The following is a 16,031-nucleotide window of genomic DNA, read 5'->3' on the forward strand; positions in this document are numbered from 1 at the left end:
ATCCCGACCTCGGCCGCGACCGCCTCGGCGACCGCCTTGTTGTCGCCGGTCAGCAGGATCGGTGTCAGGCCCAGCGCGCGCAGGCGGCGGATCGCTTCCGGGCTGCTCTCCTTGACCGCGTCGGCGACGGTGAGCGCGCCGCGCACCCGGCCGTCCCAGGCCACCTGGACGGCGCCCTCGCCCGGCGACGTGACGCCGATCCCGGCGCCTTCGAGGAGCGCCGCACGGCCGACCAGGACGTGACGGCCTTCCACCACACCGCGTACGCCGAGGCCGGGGACGTTCTCGAAACGCTCCGGTGTGGGCAGCGCGCCCACGCGCTCCGCGGCGCCCGCGGCGACGGCGCGGGCGACGGGATGCTCGGAGGCGTGCTCCAGCGCACCCGCCAGACGCAGCAGCTCACGCTCGTCGGTGCCCTCACAGACGTGGACGCCCTGGAGGGTCATCCGGCCGGTGGTGACCGTTCCGGTCTTGTCGAGCACGACGGTGTCGACGCGGTGCGTGGACTCCAGCACCTCGGGGCCCTTGATGATGATCCCGAGCTGGGCGCCGCGCCCCGTGCCGACCATGAGGGCGGTCGGCGTGGCGAGGCCCAGCGCGCACGGGCAGGCGATGATCAGGACGGCCACGGCCGCGGTGAAGGACGCGGTGGCGTCGCCGGTCACGGCCAGCCAGGTCAGCAGGGTGCCGAGCGCGATGAGCAGCACGACGGGTACGAAGACGGCGGAGATCCGGTCCGCGAGGCGCTGGACCTGCGCCTTGCCGCTCTGGGCCTCTTCGACCAGCCGGGCCATCCGGGCGAGCTGGGTGTCGGCGCCGACCCGGGTGGCCTCGACGACGAGACGGCCGGAGGTGTTGAGCGTGGCGCCGGTGACGGGGTCGCCGGCGGTCACGTCGACGGGGACGGATTCGCCGGTGAGCAGGGAGGCGTCGACGGCGGACGCGCCCTCGGTGACGGTGCCGTCGGTGGCGATCTTCTCGCCGGGCCGGACGACGAAACGGTCGCCGACGCGCAGGTCGGCCACGGGAATCCGTACCTCGCGGCCGTCGCGCAGGACTGCCACGTCCTTGGCGCCGAGGCGCATGAGGGCGCGGAGCGCGGCACCGGCGGCGCGCTTGGCGCGGGCCTCCAGGTAGCGGCCGAGGAGGATGAAGGTGGTGACGCCGGCGGCGACCTCCAGGTAGATGGCCGACGCGCCGTCCGCGGGGGTGGCCGTGAGGTCGAATCCGTGGCGCATGCCGGGCATGCCCGCGTCACCGAGGAACAGCGCCCACACGGACCAGCCGAAGGCAGCCAGGGTGCCGACCGAGACGAGGGTGTCCATGGTGGCGGCGCCGTGCCGGAGATTGGTCCACGCGGCGCGGTGGAAGGGCAGGCCGCCCCAGACGACGACGGGGGCGGCGAACGTGAGTGAGAGCCACTGCCAGTGGTCGAACTGGAGGGACGGCACCATCGCCAGGAGGACGACGGGCGCGGCGAGCGCGAGGCAGACGGCGAGGCGCTGCCGTAGCGCCCGCGTCCGCGCGTCCGCCTCACCGGTGGTCGCCTCGGCGCCCGGGCGGGTGTCCCGGGCGTCCCGAGTGTTCTGGGAGGTCGGAGCGTCGTGGCCGGCGGTGGGCGCGGGGGCGGGGGCCGGTGGGGGCGGTTTGGGTGGCTCCTCGGCGGTGTAGCCGGTCTTGACGACCGTCGCGATGAGGTCGGCGACCTGGACCCCGGTGGGGTGGGTGACCGTCGCCTTCTCCGTCGCGTAGTTGACGGTCGCCGAGACGCCGTCCATGCGGTTGAGCTTCTTCTCCACGCGGGCCGCGCAGGAGGCGCACGTCATGCCACCGATGAGGAGCTCGGTGGTGGCGGTCCGGGTGTCCGGTGGGGTCGTGATGCTGGTCATGGGCGGTTCCAAGGGCGGGGGCCGGGCCGACCGTCGTCACGGTACGGCCCGGCCGCTGGGGCCGTGGGCTCGGGCCCGGCTCAGGCCTGGCCGACGAGCTCGTAACCCGCCTCGTCGACGGCCGCGCGCACCGCGGCCTCGTCCAGTGCGGTCTCGGACACCACGGTAACGCGGCCGGTGGCGGCGACCGCCGTCACGGAGGTCACGCCGGGGATCTCGGAGATCTCGCCGGAGACGGCACCCTCGCAGTGGCCGCACGTCATGCCCGTGACCCGGTAGACGGTCGTGACCGTGCCGGCGGCCGGGGTGTCGCCCGCGCCGTCGTGGCAGGAGCCGGTGGACGAGCAGCAGGAGCCGGTGGTCGCCTGGGGGAGTTCGGTCTTCGGCTCGGGGGTCATGGCGTTCTCCTCTGGTTCGGTCAAGGTCGGCAGGGGCGTACGGGGCCCACGGGGGCACCGTGACTCCCTGACACTCCTCACAGTATACCCCTAGGGGGTATAAACGCCAGGAGGGTGGGCCCCGAACCCCGGCAGCGGCCCCCCAGCCCTGGCGGCGGGGTGCGCCCCGGGCCGGGGCGGGAGGGTGGCCTCGCGGGGTCACTGGTTCCGGGTCGCCCACTCGCGGGCCAGGACCGACATGCACAGCGAGTCGATCCACTCGCCCTCGTGCAGCAGGGTCTCGCGCTCCACCCCCTCCCGGATGAAGCCGGCCTTCTCGTAGACGCGCACGGCGCGTGGGTTGAAGGCGTAGACACCCAGGGAGATCCGGTGGAGGCCCAGCCGTTCGAAGCCGTACCCGAGGAACAGGCCGATCGCCTCGGTGCCGAGGCCCCGGTCCCGGCCTCTGGGGCCGATCAGGGTGCGGAAGTTGCAGCTGCGGTTGGGCTCGTCCCACTCGTTGAAGACCAGCTCGCCCACCACTTCTCCGGAGGCCCGGTCGACCAGGGCGAGGTCGAGGCGGTCGCTTTGGGCGCTGCGGGAGCCGTACCAGGTGCGCAGGAACGCCTCGGACGGGGAGGGTGCGGCAGGGGCGGTGCCGGTGAACCTGACGACCTCCGGGTCGGCGAGGATCTCCGCCATCGTGGGGGCGTCGTCCTCGGTGAACGGCCTCAGCAGCACCTTCTCGCCGGTGAGGGTGGGCTTGACCGAGAAGTCGGTGGGGGTGGTGATCGGCGGGTCCGCGGGCATGCGGCGATCCTCCGCAGGATCCGTGCCGGTCCGCAACGGATTTGGGGACCGTGGCTCGGCCGGGCGGCGGCCGGCCCCGTACCGGGGAGGGGTACGGGGCCGGCGGGGGTGTCAGTCCCTGCGCCCCCGATTGCCGGGCCGGTTGGCGACCCAGACGCGGATCGTGTCCGCGTACCAGTAGGGCTTGCCGCCCTCCACGTGGTCGGGCTGCGGAAGGAGGCCGTGCTTGCGGTACGACCGGACGGTGTCCGGCTGTACCCGGATGTGTGCGGCAATCTCCTTGTAGGACCAGAGCCTTCTGTCCGTCATCTGTGGCACCTCCCTGCGAGAGCCGCGACGGCGGCCCGGGAGGGCCGTCGGGGGAGCCGCGGCGGGACGCTGGCGATCACTGAGCCTGTGCCCGCTCAACGACGGAGAGTGACGAAATGGGGATGCCTGTTGAACGGCTGTGACGGAAGAGCCGCGTAATGCAGACAAGCGTGACGAGGGAGAGACCCCTGTTACACGCGTGACGCCGACGCGCCCCGCCCCCAGGTGGCCGTGTCCCCACCCTGCGAGCCCCGCGACTTCACCGCCGGTTACGCGCGCGGACCGTGCTTCCGCCGACCGGCGGTTGTACGGTGCACGTGGACGAGCGGATCTTTGAACTGCTCGGCCGGAAAGGCGTGTTCGACGGTGTCACGGGGTGCGCGTCGTGCTACCGCGTACCGCGTACCGCGTACCGCGTACCGCGAGACGCCCACGCCCAGATCGCCTCCGGCGCGGGAGGCCGCTTCGCCCTGGCAGGAGCGAGACGCGAGCGACGACTCCCCGCTCGCCGCGGCCCCGCGCCGGAGGTCCCGGGTGGAGCCGCGCGGCACCATCGCCCGGGCCAGCCTGCGCCAGCCCGCGCGAGGTCCGGGGGCCTCGCCGCCGCCGAGCCCTCGCGCCCGCCGCCGCCGAGACCTCGCCCCGTCGTCCCGGTTGCCACCGACGCCGTCGGAACCTCGCCCGCCCGTCAACGCCTCGCCGCCTCGCGCCCGCCCCTCGGCCCTCGCCCCGTCGCCCCGCTCACGGCGGGCACCGGAGCGACGGCCGACGCGGCCACCGAGGGCGGCCCGCCCCAGGTCGCCCGGCGTAGGACGACGGCGCCCCGGGCGGCGCCCCTGCGGGGGAGGTCCCGGTGGGAGACGACCCGGCGGGAGACGACCCGGCGGGAGACGACCCGGCGGACTGCGGCGAACCGGCCCGGGCGGCAGCGGCCTCCCGCCGTCCGCGTACGACGAGACGCCCCCGGTGAGGAGCCGCGAAGCCCGGCGGCAGCGACCGGTACGGCACCGCCACCCTCGGTACGGCACCGCCCACCGATACCCCACCGCCACCCTCGGGCCGGCGCGCCCGGCACCACGTGCACCGACGGCCCGCTCCCGGTGGACGTCGCGGGGCGGCGCCGCCTCCCCCCGACCTGCGCGTCCCGCCCGCCCGCACCCTTCGTGACCTGCGCGAAGAACCCGCCGACGAGCGGAGCTCGGCCGTCCCCACATGTGTCTACGCGGAGACCGAAAGGCCAGACACAGTGTCGGGCGCGGCCCTCGCCGAGGCATGGTGGGATGGGCCCGTGGCCGAGACCGCGACCGCTCGTCGCCGGTCGGGGCCCGCGAGGAGTACGACCGGCATGTCGCAGCCCGACGCCGCCACCTGTAGAGGAGTAGGTACGTCATGACGAAGACCGTCCACCACTGGATCGGTGGCAAGACCGTCGAGGGCACGTCGGGCAACTGGGGCCCGGTCACCGACCCGGCGACCGGCGCCGTGACCACGCGGGTCGCCCTCGCCTCCGCCGGGGAGGTCGACACCGCCGTCGCCGCCGCCAAGGCCGCGTACGCGACCTGGGGCACGTCCTCACTGGCGCAGCGCACCGCCGTCCTCTTCCAGTACCGCGCCCTGCTGGACGCCCACCGCGACGAGATCGCCGACCTGATCACCGCCGAGCACGGCAAGGTCCACTCGGACGCCCTCGGGGAGGTCGCGCGCGGCCTGGAGATCGTCGAGCTGGCCTGCGGGATCACCGTCCAGCTGAAGGGCGAGCTGTCCACCCAGGTCTCCAACCGGGTCGACGTCGCCGCCATCCGCCAGCCGCTCGGCGTGGTCGCCGGCATCACGCCGTTCAACTTCCCGGCCATGGTGCCGATGTGGATGTTCCCGCTGGCCATCGCGTGCGGCAACACCTTCGTCCTCAAGCCGAGCGAGAAGGACCCGTCCGCCGCGAACCTGCTGGCCGAGCTGGCCTCCCAGGCCGGCCTGCCCGACGGGGTCCTCAACGTCGTCCACGGCGACAAGGTCGCCGTCGACGCCCTGCTGGAGCACCCGGACGTCGCCGCCGTCTCCTTCGTCGGTTCGACCCCGATCGCCAAGTACATCCACACCACGGCCTCCGCGAACGGCAAGCGCGTCCAGGCCCTCGGCGGCGCCAAGAACCACATGCTGGTCCTCCCGGACGCCGACCTGGACGCGGCAGCCGACGCGGCGGTCTCGGCGGCGTACGGCTCCGCCGGCGAGCGCTGCATGGCGATCTCGGCGGTCGTCGCGGTCGGCGCCATCGGCGACGAGCTCGTACAGAAGATCCGCGAGCGCGCCGAGAAGATCAAGATCGGCCCCGGCAACGACCCGACGTCCGAGATGGGCCCGCTCATCACCGCCGCCCACCGCGACAAGGTCGCCTCGTACGTCACCGGCGCCGCCGCCCAGGGCGCCGAGGTCGTCCTCGACGGCACCGGCCACACCGTCGACGGGTACGAGAACGGCCACTGGATCGGCCTGTCCCTGCTGGACAAGGTGTCGACCGACTCCGACGCGTACCGCGACGAGATCTTCGGCCCGGTGCTGTGCGTGCTGCGCGCCGACACCTACGAGGAGGGCGTCCGCCTCATCAACGACTCGCCGTTCGGCAACGGCACCGCGATCTTCACACGCGACGGCGGCGCCGCCCGCCGCTTCCAGCTGGAGGTCCAGGCGGGCATGGTCGGCGTGAACGTCCCGATCCCGGTGCCGGTCGGCTACCACTCCTTCGGTGGCTGGAAGGACTCGCTCTTCGGCGACCACCACATCTACGGCAACGACGGCGTGCACTTCTACACGCGCGGCAAGGTCGTCACCACCCGCTGGCCGGACCCGTCCGAGGCCCCCGTCGGCGTGGACCTGGGTTTCCCGCGCAACCACTGACCCAACCGCCGAGGACCGCGGAACGGCCGGCCCCCACCGGGGCCGGTCGCTTCCCGGTGCCGTGCGGCGGAGGGCTAGAACCGCGAGTACAGCAGCCTGTTCGGGGAGCCCGTGAGCGGGTTCTGGACCTTGCCGGTCGTCGCGTTGTTCACCAGCGCGTCGCGCACCTGCGCCGGGGACGCCGTCGGGTGCGCCGCCAGGTAGAGGGCCGCCACGCCCGCCGTGTGCGGGGCCGCCATCGACGTACCGGAGATCGTCTTCGTCGCCGTGTCGCTGTCCTTCCACGACGAGGTGACGTTCACGCCCGGCGCGAAGAGGTCCAGGCAGGTGCCGTAGTTGGAGAACGACGCGCGCTTGTCCGCGCTGTCCGTCGCCCCCACGGTGATTGCCTCGGGGACGCGCGCCGGGGAGGTGTTGCAGGCGTTCTCCGGCAGGCCCAGGATGTTGCCGTTGCCGGCCGCGATGGCGTACGAGACGCCCGACGCGATCGACCGCTTGACGGCGTTGTCGAGGGACGTGTTCGCCCCGCCGCCCAGGCTCATGTTGGCGACGGCCGGCTTGACGGCGTTGGCCGTCACCCAGTCCACCCCCGCGATGACCCCGGCGGTCGTGCCGGAGCCGTTGCAGTCCAGGACGCGGACCGCGATCAGCTTGGCCGCCTTGGCCACGCCGTACGTCTTCCCGCCGACCGTACCGGCGACGTGGGTGCCGTGGCCCTGGCAGTCCTGGCCGTTCTGCCCGCCGCCGACGGTGTCCGTGCCGACCACGGCCCGCCCGCCGAACTCGCTGTGCGAGGTACGGATGCCGGTGTCGATGATGTACGCGTTCACGTTCGACGCGGTCGTGTCGTACGTGTAGGTCTTCGACAGCGGCAGGTTCCGCTGGTCGACGCGGTCGATCCCCCAGGTGGGGTTCGACTGGGTGGCGCTGAGCCGCACCGTCGCGTTCTGCTCGACGTACGCGACCCTCGGGTCGGCCGCGAGGGCGGCGGCCTTCGCCCTGGACATGGTGGTGGAGAAGCCCGTGAGGGCGCTGCGGTACTGGTGCCGCGGCGTGACGCCGAGGTCGGCGGCGCGGGTGGAGCCGTCCTTGAGGACGACGATCCAGCTGTTCGCGACGGCGGTCTCCGTAGGGGCGAGACGGAGGTCACCGAGCTGCGCGCCGTGCGCGGTGGGGGTGGCGGCGAACTGCAGAGCGGCAGCGAGGGCGATGACGGGTATCAGCGCGCCGATGCGGCGACGGGGCCTGCGGGACGGGGCTCTCATCTCGGGGCACCTGACCTTTCTTGCGGACGGGTGCCACAGCGTCTCGGCTGGTCATGTACCGCACAAGAGAGCTAGTCGGTCCTCCCCACTTCGTCGCCGAATTCCCACGTCAGCATGGCGAATTCTCCATCGTCGGCGCCACCGGCCGACCGGTACGTCGCCAGCGCCGGGTCGTTGTCGGTGTCCACGCCCACCCACATGTCGTAGCAGCCGCGCTCGCGGGCCACGGCGGCGAGCGCCTCGGTCAGCGCCCGCCCGATGCCGCGCCGCCGGTACGGCTCGTCGACGGACAGCTCGTACAGGCACATCTCCGCGCCCTTGTCGGGGTGGAGCATCTCGATGCCCGACACCATCCCGGCCGGCGCCCCGCCCACGTACGCGATGAGCATCAGATGACCGGGCGCCGCGAGGAACCGCTCCGCCCACTCGGGGCGCGCCGGGCCGTCGTAGAGGTGCTCGGCGGCGACGAGTTCGGCGACGGTCGTGGCACGGCGGATCTCCATGGGGCCTCCCGGCATACCGCGGCTGGTGTACGGCGACGGTAGTGCGTACTCCCTGAGAAGGCCCGATCTTTCATGCCGCCGGCAGCCGGGACGGCGCGGCGGCCCGCTTAGGGTCGAGTCATGCAGATCCGACTTCCCCGCCCGGCCCGCCTGCCCCGCCGCCGCGCGGCCGCGCTGGCCACCGCCGCCGTGGTGCTCGCGGGCGCCGGCACGTGGACGGCCGTCGCCTCGGACGGTGAGCCCGCCGTGCACCGCGAGGACACGGTGATGACCATGCCGGGGGCGACGATCGACACGTCGTTCTTCACCGCGCCCGGCACGGAGCGCCGCCCGGCGGTGCTCCTCGGCCACGGCTTCGGCGGCAGCAAGGACGACGTACGCGCGCAGGCCGAGGACCTGGCGCGGTCGGGGTACGCCGTGCTGACCTGGTCGGCGCGCGGCTTCGGCGCCTCGACCGGCCGGATCGGGCTCAACGACCCCGCGTACGAGGTCAAGGACGTGTCGCGGCTCATCGACTGGCTGGCCCGGCGCCCCGAGGTACGGCTCGACCGGGCGGGCGACCCCCGCGTGGGCGTGACAGGCGCCTCGTACGGCGGCGCGATCTCGCTCCTGGCGGCGGGGTACGACCGGCGGGTCGACGCGATCGCCCCCCGGATCACGTACTGGAACCTGGCGGACGCGCTCTTCCCTGACGGCGTCTTCAAGAAGCTCTGGGCCGGCATCTTCTTCTCCACGGGCGCGACCACCACGCCGGTCACGCCTCCCCGGCCTCCGGCCCAGGAGGAGCCCCCGGGCCAGGGCGAGCCCCCGGGCGGTACCCCGGCGGAGGGCGCTGCCACCCCCGGCACCGGTACGGCGCGGGGCGCCGCGACGCCGGAAGGCGGGCCGGCAGGCGGGCCGGGCGCCGGTGCCTGTGGGCGGTTCCAGGACGTGTTGTGCGCGATGTACGAGCGGGTCGCCGTCGCCGGGAAGCCGGATGCCGCGGCCCGTGAACTGCTCGCACAGCGCAGCCCCTCCGCCGTCGGGCACCGCATCAAGGTGCCCGCGCTCATCGTGCAGGGGCAGTCCGACTCCCTCTTCCCGCTCGCGCACGCCGACGCCATGGCCACGGCCCTGCGGGGCAACGGCGCGCCCGTCGCCGTCGACTGGATCGCCGGAGGGCACGACGGCGGTGACGGTGAGACCGAGCGCGTCGAGGCACGCATCACCACCTGGTTCGACCGCCACCTCAAGAAGGACACCGGCACCGACACCGGGCCCGCCTTCCGCGTGAGCCGCACCGGCGGCGTCGACTCCACCGACGGCCAGGCCCGACTGCGCGGCGCCACCGCCGACCGCTACCCGGGCCTGCGCGGCGGCGACCGCACCCTCGACCTCACCCCCCGCACCCCGCTGACCTTCCGCAACCCCGCCGGGGCCAGCCCGCCCGCGATCTCCGCCGTGCCCGGCCTCGGCGGCGGGCTGTCACAGCTGTCGTCGCTCGGCGTCGGCCTGTCGCTCGACTTCCCCGGCCAGCACGCCCGCTTCGAAACCCGGCCCCTCACCGAGACCCTGCGCGTCACCGGGACGCCGACCGTGCGCGTGAAGGTCACGTCCGACACGGGCGAGGCGGTCCTCTTCGGGAAGGTGTACGACGTCGGGCCGGGCGGGCGCCAACAGGTGCTGCCCGCCCAGCTGGTCGCGCCCGTCCGGGTCGACGACGCGCGGGGCGGCAAGGAGGTCCGGCTCACCCTCCCCGCCATCGACCACGAGGTCGAGGCCGGGCACCGGCTGAGCCTGGTCCTCGCCGCCACCGACCTCGGCTACGCCTCCCCGGCGGCCCCGGCGACGTACACCGTCACCGCGACGAGCGGCCTGTCCGTGCCGACCGCGCCCACCGTCCGCACCCAGGCGGCCGGCCTGCCGTGGTGGGTGTGGGGCCTGCCGGCCGCCGGTGCCCTGATCGCCGCCGCCCTGCTGCTCACCGCCCGCCGCCGTACCACCGCGCCCGCACCCGACCCCGCGCTCGCCGACGTCCCGCTCACCATCAGCGGCCTGACCAAGCGGTACGCCGGTGCGAGCGACCGGTACGCGGTCCGGGACCTGTCGTTCCGGGTCGACAAGGGCCAGGTACTCGGGCTCCTCGGCCCGAACGGCGCGGGCAAGACCACGACCCTGCGCATGCTCATGGGCCTGATCACGCCCGACGACGGTGAGATCCGCGTCTTCGGGCACGCCATCCGGCCCGGCGCACCGGTGCTGTCCCGGGTCGGGGCGTTCGTCGAGGGCGCGGGTTTCCTGCCGCACCTGTCCGGGCGGGAGAACCTGGAGCTGTACTGGCGGGCCACCGGCCGCCCCGCCGCGGACGCCCACATCGACGAGGCCCTGGAGATCGCGGGCCTCGGCGAGGCACTGGCGCGCGCCGTGCGGACGTACTCGCAGGGCATGCGGCAGCGGCTCGCCATCGCCCAGGCGATGCTCGGCCTGCCGGACCTCCTCATCCTCGACGAACCGACCAACGGGCTCGACCCGCCGCAGATCCGGGAGATGCGGGACGTGATGATCCGGTACGCGGCCGGGGGACGGACCGTCATCGTCTCCTCCCACCTCCTCTCCGAGGTCGAGCAGTCCTGCACGCACCTGGTGGTCATGGACCGCGGCCGGCTGATCCAGGCCGGCCCGGTCGCCGAGATCACCGGCGCGGGCGACACGCTGCTCGTCACCACGGACGGGGAGGTGCCGGAGCCGCTGGTCGAGAAGGTCGGTGCCCTGCCGGGCGTCGGCTCGGTGGCCCGGGCCGAGGGCGGCCTGCTGGTACGCCTGGACGGAGCGACGGCCGCGGGGCTGATCGCCGAACTGGTACGGCTGGACGTGCCCGTGACGGGGGTCGGACCGCACCGCCGCCTGGAGGACGCGTTCCTCACCCTGATCGGAGGAGGATCCGCGTGACCGCCATGAAACCCCCGACCGGTACGCCCCACCCGACGGACCCGACGGACCCGGCCCCCGGGAGCGAACCGGCCCCCGGGACCGAACCGGCCCCCGGGACCGAACCGGCCCCCGGGACCGAACCGGCCGACGCGACCGAACCGGCCGACGCGACCGCCGCGCCCGGCTACCGGGCCGGGCACACACTGCCGTTGCGCGTGGAAGCCGTACGCCAGCTCAAGCGCCGTCGCACCCTCGTCATGGGCGCGATCCTGGCCGCCCTGCCCTTCGTCCTGCTCGTCGCCTTCGCGATCGGCGGCACCCCGGACGGGCGGGACAACAGCCGGATCACCCTGATGGACACGGCGACCGCGTCCGGCGCCAACTTCGCCGCCACCTGCCTGTTCGTCTCGGCCGGCTTCCTGCTGGTGGTGCCGGTGGCGCTGTTCTGCGGGGACACGGTGGCATCGGAGGCGAGCTGGTCGTCCCTGCGCTATCTGCTCGCGGCGCCCGTGCCGCGCGCCCGGCTGCTGTGGTCCAAGCTGGCCGTGGCACTCGGCTTCAGCGCGGCGGCGATGGCGCTGCTGCCGCTGGTGGCGCTCGCCGCCGGCACCGTGGCGTACGGCTGGGGGCCGCTGGAGCTGCCCACGGGCGGCTCCCTGGCCACCGCCGACACCGTGCCGCGGCTCGCGCTGGTCGTGGCGTACGTCTTCGTCTCCCAACTGGTCACCGCGGGGCTCGCCTTCTGGCTGTCGACCAGGACCGACGCGCCGCTCGGCGCGGTCGGCGGCGCGGTCGGCCTGACGATCATCGGCAATGTGCTGGACGCGGTGACCGCGCTCGGGTCCTGGCGTGACTTCCTGCCCGCGCACTGGCAGTTCGCCTGGGTCGACGCCCTCCAGCCGCACCTGGAGTGGGAGGGCATGGTCAAGGGCGCGGCGGTGTCCGTGACGTACGCCCTGGTGCTGTTCGCGCTCGCCTTCCGGGGCTTCGCGCGCAAGGACGTCGTGTCGTAACCGTCGCCGCCCTCACAGCCAGCCACGACGAGCCGCTTCCGCTCCCGCCCGGAAGCGGCTCGTCGTGCCGAGGGCCGCCAGGAGCTCACCCACGCGCCGGCTGTACGTCCGTCCGGATATCCCGAGCCGGGCCGCGGCCGTCTCGTCGGTGAGCCCGGCCATCAGGGCGTCCAGAACCGGCCGCAGGTGCGGTGGCAGCACCCCCGGTGGCGCGGGCACCGACGTCACCTCGTCGCCCGCCTCCCACCACGCCTGATGCGCGCGCACCAGCGCCTGTACGACGACCGGGTCGCGGATCAGCAGCAGCCCGTTGTAGAGCAGTTCGAGGTCGAGGGGGACGGCCGCGACCGTACGGTCCACGACGATCATCTTGAACGGGATCGACTCGGTCAGCCGCGCCCGACCCGTCAGCCGCCCCGCCGCGGCGACGTCGGCCGCCGTGACCCGGTCGAGCGCGTGCCGCGGCACGATCTGACGGACCGTACCGGCCCGTTCGGTCGCCGTGCGCACGCACGCGCCGGCGAGCTCCAGGAAGGGCTGAGGGATCGACTGGCCCAGGCACGCGGCCGGATCGTCGAAGGTCAGCAGCTCCCGGCTGGCGGACTCGGCGAGCGCCGCGAGCGTCGCGCAGATCTGTCTCGTCCCGCGCACCGGCTGCCCGGCCGGTCTCGGTTCCGGGCGCGCCGGCTGCTGACGGGCCATCTGCTGGGTGACCTGCTTGGCCAGTTCTGGTGGCGCCTGCTGTGGCGCCGCTCGTGCCGGTGTCATGTCCCTCGATGCCGTTCGGCCGAGCACGGAGCCCGGAACGTTCGCCACGGCCGACCACCCCCCGCCATCCCCTTGGAACACATCCCGTCGGAACGCACGCCACTCCATGTACGCATGTGACTCCGTACCGTGACAAGGGCCAGTTCAGGGGTTGGCGAGTCCAAGCCAACGCGGAACCCGCGGCGCGCCGTTGCCGCATCGAGACCCATCCGCAACACCCTCGACTGCTCCACGGGGCCTTCCCGGACGTCACATACACAAGTGCCGACGAGCCCCGGGGGGAACCGCATGCGGAAAATGAAGCCGATAGCAGCGACGAGCGCGGCGACGAAAGCCCTGCTCGCCGCCGTGCTCGCCGGAGGGCTGCTGCTCACCGGCTGCTCGGGCGGCGCGTCCACCGGGACCGACCGCGCATCCGCCGGGCAGCGGGGAGTCCACCCCGTCCCCGGGGCCCCGGCAGCCCCCGGTTCCCCGGGCGGCTCCGGCGCACACCACGACGGCGGAGCGCGCCCTGATGGCTCCGATGAGACCGCGCGCGAGCCGTCACCGCGCGCCGACCTGCTGTCCACCTTCGCCCTGGACGTCGACACCGCTTCGTACGCCTACGCGCGCCGTACCCTCGCCGACGGCCGGCTGCCCGAGCCCGCCACCGTACGGCCCGAGGAGTTCGTCAACAGCTTCCGCCAGGCCTATCCGAGCCCCGACGGCGGAGGTTTCTCCGTGACCGTCGACGGCGCCCGCACGGACGCCGAGAACTGGTCCCTCGTGCGCGTCGGGCTCGCCACCCGCCCCGCCGACCGCGACGCCGAACGCCCGCCCGCCGCGCTCACGTTCGTCGTCGACGTCTCCGGGTCGATGGCCGAGCCCGGCCGCCTCGACCTGGTCAAGGAGTCCCTCGGCGTCCTCACCGGCCAACTGCGCGACGACGACTCGATCGCGCTGGTCACCTTCAGCGACGAGGCCGAGACCCGGCTCCCCATGACCCGCGTCGGCGGCAACCGCGACCGGGTTTACAGCGTCGTCGACGCCCTGGAGACCAGCGCCTCCACCAACGTCGAGGCGGGCGTGACAATGGGCTACGACACGGCCGTGGAAGGCCGGCGCGAGGGCGCCACCAACCGCGTCGTCCTGCTCTCCGACGCGCTCGCCAACACGGGGGCGACCGAGGCGGACACCATCCTGGAGCGGATCGACGAGGAGCGCCGGGAGTACGGCATCACGCTCTTCGGGGTCGGCGTCGGCAGCCAGTACGGCGACGCGCTGATGGAGCGGCTCGCGGACAAGGGCGACGGCCACACCACGTACGTCTCCACCTCCGAGCAGGCCCGCAAGGTCTTCGTCGACCAACTGCCCGCCCACATCGAGCTGCGCGCCCGGGACGCCAAGGCGCAGGTCGCCTTCGACCCGGGGACGGTCCAGGAGTACCGGCTCATCGGCTACGACAACCGCGAGGTCGCCGACGACGACTTCCGCGACGACCGGGTGGACGGCGGCGAGGTCGGCCCCGGCCACCAGGTGACCGCGCTGTACGCCGTGAGGACCCGGCCGGGCGCACTGAGCCGCGGCGGGCACCTGGCGACGGCCACCGTCCGCTGGCTCGACCCCGCCTCCCGCGCCCCGCACGAGCGGTCCGGGTCCCTGGAGACCGGCGGCCTCACGGCCCGGTTGTGGGGCGACGACACCACGCACGGGCTCCAGGTCGCCGCCGTGGCCGCGTACTTCGCGGACGCGCTGCGCGGTGGCGAACTGCCCGGCGCGCCGGCCCTGCGCGACCTCACCGAACGGGCGGCGGCCGTGGCCGGCCGGACCGAGTCCGCCGTCGTACGACAGCTGGCCGCGTCGGTCCGGCAGGCGTACGCCCTGAAGGGCGGGCCGGGGGAAGGACCGAAGAGCGACGGTCACCACGGCTGACGCCACGCGGGCACCGGCTGCCATGATGTGCCGCATGCCCACGCTGCTGCTCGCCCTCGCGGTGGTCTCCACCGGCCTGTACGCGGGTTTCATGCTGATCTTCCGTACGGGGGTCATGCCCGCCCTGGCGCGGCTGACGGACGAGCAGTTCGTGACGGTGATGCGGCACATCAACGTGTACGTGCCCCGCGCGGTCTTCCTGGCGGTGTTCGCCGGGGTCGTCGTCCTCCCGGCCGCGGCCCTCGCCGTACCGGTCGAGGGCCGCTCCGGAACCCGGAGATGGCTGATCCTCGCCGCGCTGGTCTGCGCCGTCCTCAACCACCTGGTCACCCTGGCCGGGAACATCCCGCTCAACAACGCCCTGGCCGCCTCCGAGGGCGGCGACCCCGGCCCGGCCCGCGCGGCCTTCGAGTCCCGCTGGAACACCTTCCACCTGCTCCGTACGGTGCTGATCACCGCCGCCTTCGCCCTGCTGGTCGCCGCCTCGCTCACCTGAAACGGTCGTCCCGCCCGCGTCAGGCCGCCGTCTCGTCGGGCTGACACCCGGGTGCACCGTTTGCAGTACCCCGGATGGCGGCAGGCCCCCATCCGTGTCCGGATGGTCACAGGCCCCTCACTCCGGGAGGGCCGCCGACCAACCGACGAGAAACGGACGACACACGTGACCCGCTCCCGCACCCCGCAGCGCTGGGCCGCCACGGCCTTCGCCTGTCTCGCCCTCAGCGGCATAGCCGTAGGTGCCGCCGGCCCCGCCTTCGCCGACGGAAACGCCGCGCTCCCCACCGACAACGCCTTCCTGCGCGCCTCGCACCAAGGCAATCTCGCCGAGATCGCCGCGGGCAAGGACGCCCAGAAGAACGCCACCACCGCCTGTGTGAAGCACGTGGGCGGGGTTCTCGTCCGCGACCACACCAAGCTGGACGCCGCCACCAAGTCGCTCGCCGACAAGCTCGGCGTGGACCTGCCCGTGGCTCCCACGCCCGAGCAGCAGGAGACGCTCGCGAACGTCATGAAGAAGGCCGGCACCAGCGCGTACGACGCCGCCTGGCTCGACGCCCAGGCCGCGGCCCACGAGAAGACGCTGGCGCGCATCGACCACCAGGTCTCCCACGGCAGGAACGCCGAGGTGACCGCCGCCGCCAAGGCCGCCCGCCCCGTCGTCGCCATGCACCTGGGCATGGTGCGCGGCGGCACGTGCCGCGAACACGCGGCCGAGCCGAAGACCATCCACGCCGGCAACGGCGGCCAGGCCGCGACCGCCCTCGCGTCCGACGTGCCGGTGCTCGTGGCGGTGCCCGCCGTGGCGCTCGGCGGTCTGCTGGTCGCGGGCGGCGCGTTCTGGGCCGCGAACCGCATCCGCCGCAACGACGGCCGCTGACCCGGT

General features: G+C 73.8%; 13 protein-coding genes and 2 pseudogenes. 8 read left to right on the top strand and 7 right to left on the bottom strand.

Features of this window, described 5'->3' with window-relative positions:
* The 4 genes from ABZZ38_RS19210 to ABZZ38_RS19225 all read right to left on the bottom strand — a co-directional run.
* On the bottom strand, window positions 1-1,889 hold a 1,889-nt coding region (locus tag ABZZ38_RS19210; protein ID WP_356741183.1), incomplete at its 3' end, for a heavy metal translocating P-type ATPase.
* Window positions 1,890-1,969: 80 nt separating this feature from the next.
* A complete protein-coding gene (locus ABZZ38_RS19215; protein WP_356741185.1) occupies window positions 1,970-2,287 on the bottom strand; it encodes a heavy-metal-associated domain-containing protein in 318 nt (105 codons plus the stop codon).
* A 198-nt stretch (window positions 2,288-2,485) separates the two neighbouring features.
* On the bottom strand, window positions 2,486-3,076 hold the full coding sequence (locus ABZZ38_RS19220; RefSeq protein WP_356741189.1) for a GNAT family protein: 591 nt from the start codon (window positions 3,074-3,076) through the stop codon (window positions 2,486-2,488).
* A gap of 111 nt (window positions 3,077-3,187) precedes the next feature.
* On the bottom strand, window positions 3,188-3,385 hold the full coding sequence (locus ABZZ38_RS19225; RefSeq protein WP_356741191.1) for a MerR family transcriptional regulator: 198 nt from the start codon (window positions 3,383-3,385) through the stop codon (window positions 3,188-3,190).
* 320 nt (window positions 3,386-3,705) lie between these two features.
* Here ABZZ38_RS19225 and ABZZ38_RS19230 point away from each other — a divergent pair.
* From ABZZ38_RS19230 to ABZZ38_RS19240, 3 genes and pseudogenes are all read left to right on the top strand, one after another.
* Window positions 3,706-3,918: pseudogene (locus tag ABZZ38_RS19230) on the top strand (hypothetical protein); the annotation flags it as partial.
* Between the two features lie 605 nt (window positions 3,919-4,523).
* Window positions 4,524-4,759 (top strand): annotated as a pseudogene (locus ABZZ38_RS19235) (3D-(3,5/4)-trihydroxycyclohexane-1,2-dione acylhydrolase (decyclizing)); the annotation flags it as partial.
* A gap of 15 nt (window positions 4,760-4,774) precedes the next feature.
* A complete protein-coding gene (locus ABZZ38_RS19240; protein ID WP_356741193.1) occupies window positions 4,775-6,277 on the top strand; it encodes a CoA-acylating methylmalonate-semialdehyde dehydrogenase in 1,503 nt (500 codons plus the stop codon).
* Between the two features lie 74 nt (window positions 6,278-6,351).
* Here the strand turns inward: ABZZ38_RS19240 and ABZZ38_RS19245 are convergent, their stop codons facing one another.
* Together ABZZ38_RS19245 and ABZZ38_RS19250 are read right to left on the bottom strand one after the other, a co-directional pair.
* Window positions 6,352-7,542, bottom strand: a complete 1,191-nt coding sequence (locus ABZZ38_RS19245; RefSeq protein WP_356741195.1) for a S8 family peptidase — start codon at window positions 7,540-7,542, stop codon at window positions 6,352-6,354.
* 71 nt (window positions 7,543-7,613) lie between these two features.
* A complete protein-coding gene (locus ABZZ38_RS19250) occupies window positions 7,614-8,045 on the bottom strand; it encodes a GNAT family N-acetyltransferase (RefSeq protein ID WP_356741197.1) in 432 nt (143 codons plus the stop codon).
* A gap of 120 nt (window positions 8,046-8,165) precedes the next feature.
* On the opposite strand from ABZZ38_RS19250, the gene ABZZ38_RS19255 reads away from it, so the two are divergent.
* On the top strand, window positions 8,166-10,973 hold the full coding sequence (locus ABZZ38_RS19255; RefSeq protein ID WP_356741199.1) for an alpha/beta fold hydrolase: 2,808 nt from the start codon (window positions 8,166-8,168) through the stop codon (window positions 10,971-10,973).
* Window positions 10,970-11,968: an ABC transporter permease gene (locus tag ABZZ38_RS19260; protein WP_356741201.1), complete on the top strand. Its 999-nt coding sequence runs from the start codon at window positions 10,970-10,972 to the stop codon at window positions 11,966-11,968. Before ABZZ38_RS19255 ends, ABZZ38_RS19260 begins: the two co-directional genes overlap by 4 nt.
* Before the next feature lie 12 nt (window positions 11,969-11,980).
* Here the strand turns inward: ABZZ38_RS19260 and ABZZ38_RS19265 are convergent, their stop codons facing one another.
* Window positions 11,981-12,736: a DNA-binding response regulator gene (locus tag ABZZ38_RS19265; protein ID WP_356741203.1), complete on the bottom strand. Its 756-nt coding sequence runs from the start codon at window positions 12,734-12,736 to the stop codon at window positions 11,981-11,983.
* A 297-nt stretch (window positions 12,737-13,033) separates the two neighbouring features.
* Here ABZZ38_RS19265 and ABZZ38_RS19270 point away from each other — a divergent pair, with 297 nt between their 5' ends.
* From ABZZ38_RS19270 to ABZZ38_RS19280, 3 genes are all read left to right on the top strand, one after another.
* Complete coding sequence (locus tag ABZZ38_RS19270) at window positions 13,034-14,647, top strand: von Willebrand factor type A domain-containing protein (protein ID WP_356741205.1); 1,614 nt, start codon at window positions 13,034-13,036, stop codon at window positions 14,645-14,647.
* A 34-nt stretch (window positions 14,648-14,681) separates the two neighbouring features.
* Window positions 14,682-15,143 carry a DUF1772 domain-containing protein gene (locus tag ABZZ38_RS19275; RefSeq protein WP_356741207.1) on the top strand — a complete coding sequence of 154 codons (462 nt, stop codon included), beginning with the start codon at window positions 14,682-14,684 and terminating at the stop codon, window positions 15,141-15,143.
* 165 nt (window positions 15,144-15,308) lie between these two features.
* Window positions 15,309-16,025, top strand: a complete 717-nt coding sequence (locus ABZZ38_RS19280; RefSeq protein WP_356741209.1) for a DUF4142 domain-containing protein — start codon at window positions 15,309-15,311, stop codon at window positions 16,023-16,025.
* Window positions 16,026-16,031: the final 6 nt, after the last annotated feature.

It is taken from the genome of Streptomyces sp. NPDC006368 (genome assembly GCF_040612535.1).
GTDB lineage: Bacteria > Actinomycetota > Actinomycetes > Streptomycetales > Streptomycetaceae > Streptomyces.

What these genes read in the sequence shown, in the direction of transcription:
- ABZZ38_RS19270 (WP_356741205.1), top strand. Translation starts at nt 13,034, where the DNA reads ATGAAGCCGATAGCAGCGACGAGCGCGGCGACGAAAGCCCTGCTCGCC.
- ABZZ38_RS19250 (WP_356741197.1), bottom strand. Translation starts at nt 8,045, where the DNA reads ATGGAGATCCGCCGTGCCACGACCGTCGCCGAACTCGTCGCCGCCGAG.
- ABZZ38_RS19240 (WP_356741193.1), top strand. Translation starts at nt 4,775, where the DNA reads ATGACGAAGACCGTCCACCACTGGATCGGTGGCAAGACCGTCGAGGGC.
- ABZZ38_RS19245 (WP_356741195.1), bottom strand. Translation starts at nt 7,542, where the DNA reads ATGAGAGCCCCGTCCCGCAGGCCCCGTCGCCGCATCGGCGCGCTGATA.
- ABZZ38_RS19275 (WP_356741207.1), top strand. Translation starts at nt 14,682, where the DNA reads ATGCCCACGCTGCTGCTCGCCCTCGCGGTGGTCTCCACCGGCCTGTAC.
- ABZZ38_RS19265 (WP_356741203.1), bottom strand. Translation starts at nt 12,736, where the DNA reads ATGACACCGGCACGAGCGGCGCCACAGCAGGCGCCACCAGAACTGGCC.
- ABZZ38_RS19215 (WP_356741185.1), bottom strand. Translation starts at nt 2,287, where the DNA reads ATGACCCCCGAGCCGAAGACCGAACTCCCCCAGGCGACCACCGGCTCC.
- ABZZ38_RS19220 (WP_356741189.1), bottom strand. Translation starts at nt 3,076, where the DNA reads ATGCCCGCGGACCCGCCGATCACCACCCCCACCGACTTCTCGGTCAAG.
- ABZZ38_RS19255 (WP_356741199.1), top strand. Translation starts at nt 8,166, where the DNA reads ATGCAGATCCGACTTCCCCGCCCGGCCCGCCTGCCCCGCCGCCGCGCG.
- ABZZ38_RS19225 (WP_356741191.1), bottom strand. Translation starts at nt 3,385, where the DNA reads ATGACGGACAGAAGGCTCTGGTCCTACAAGGAGATTGCCGCACACATC.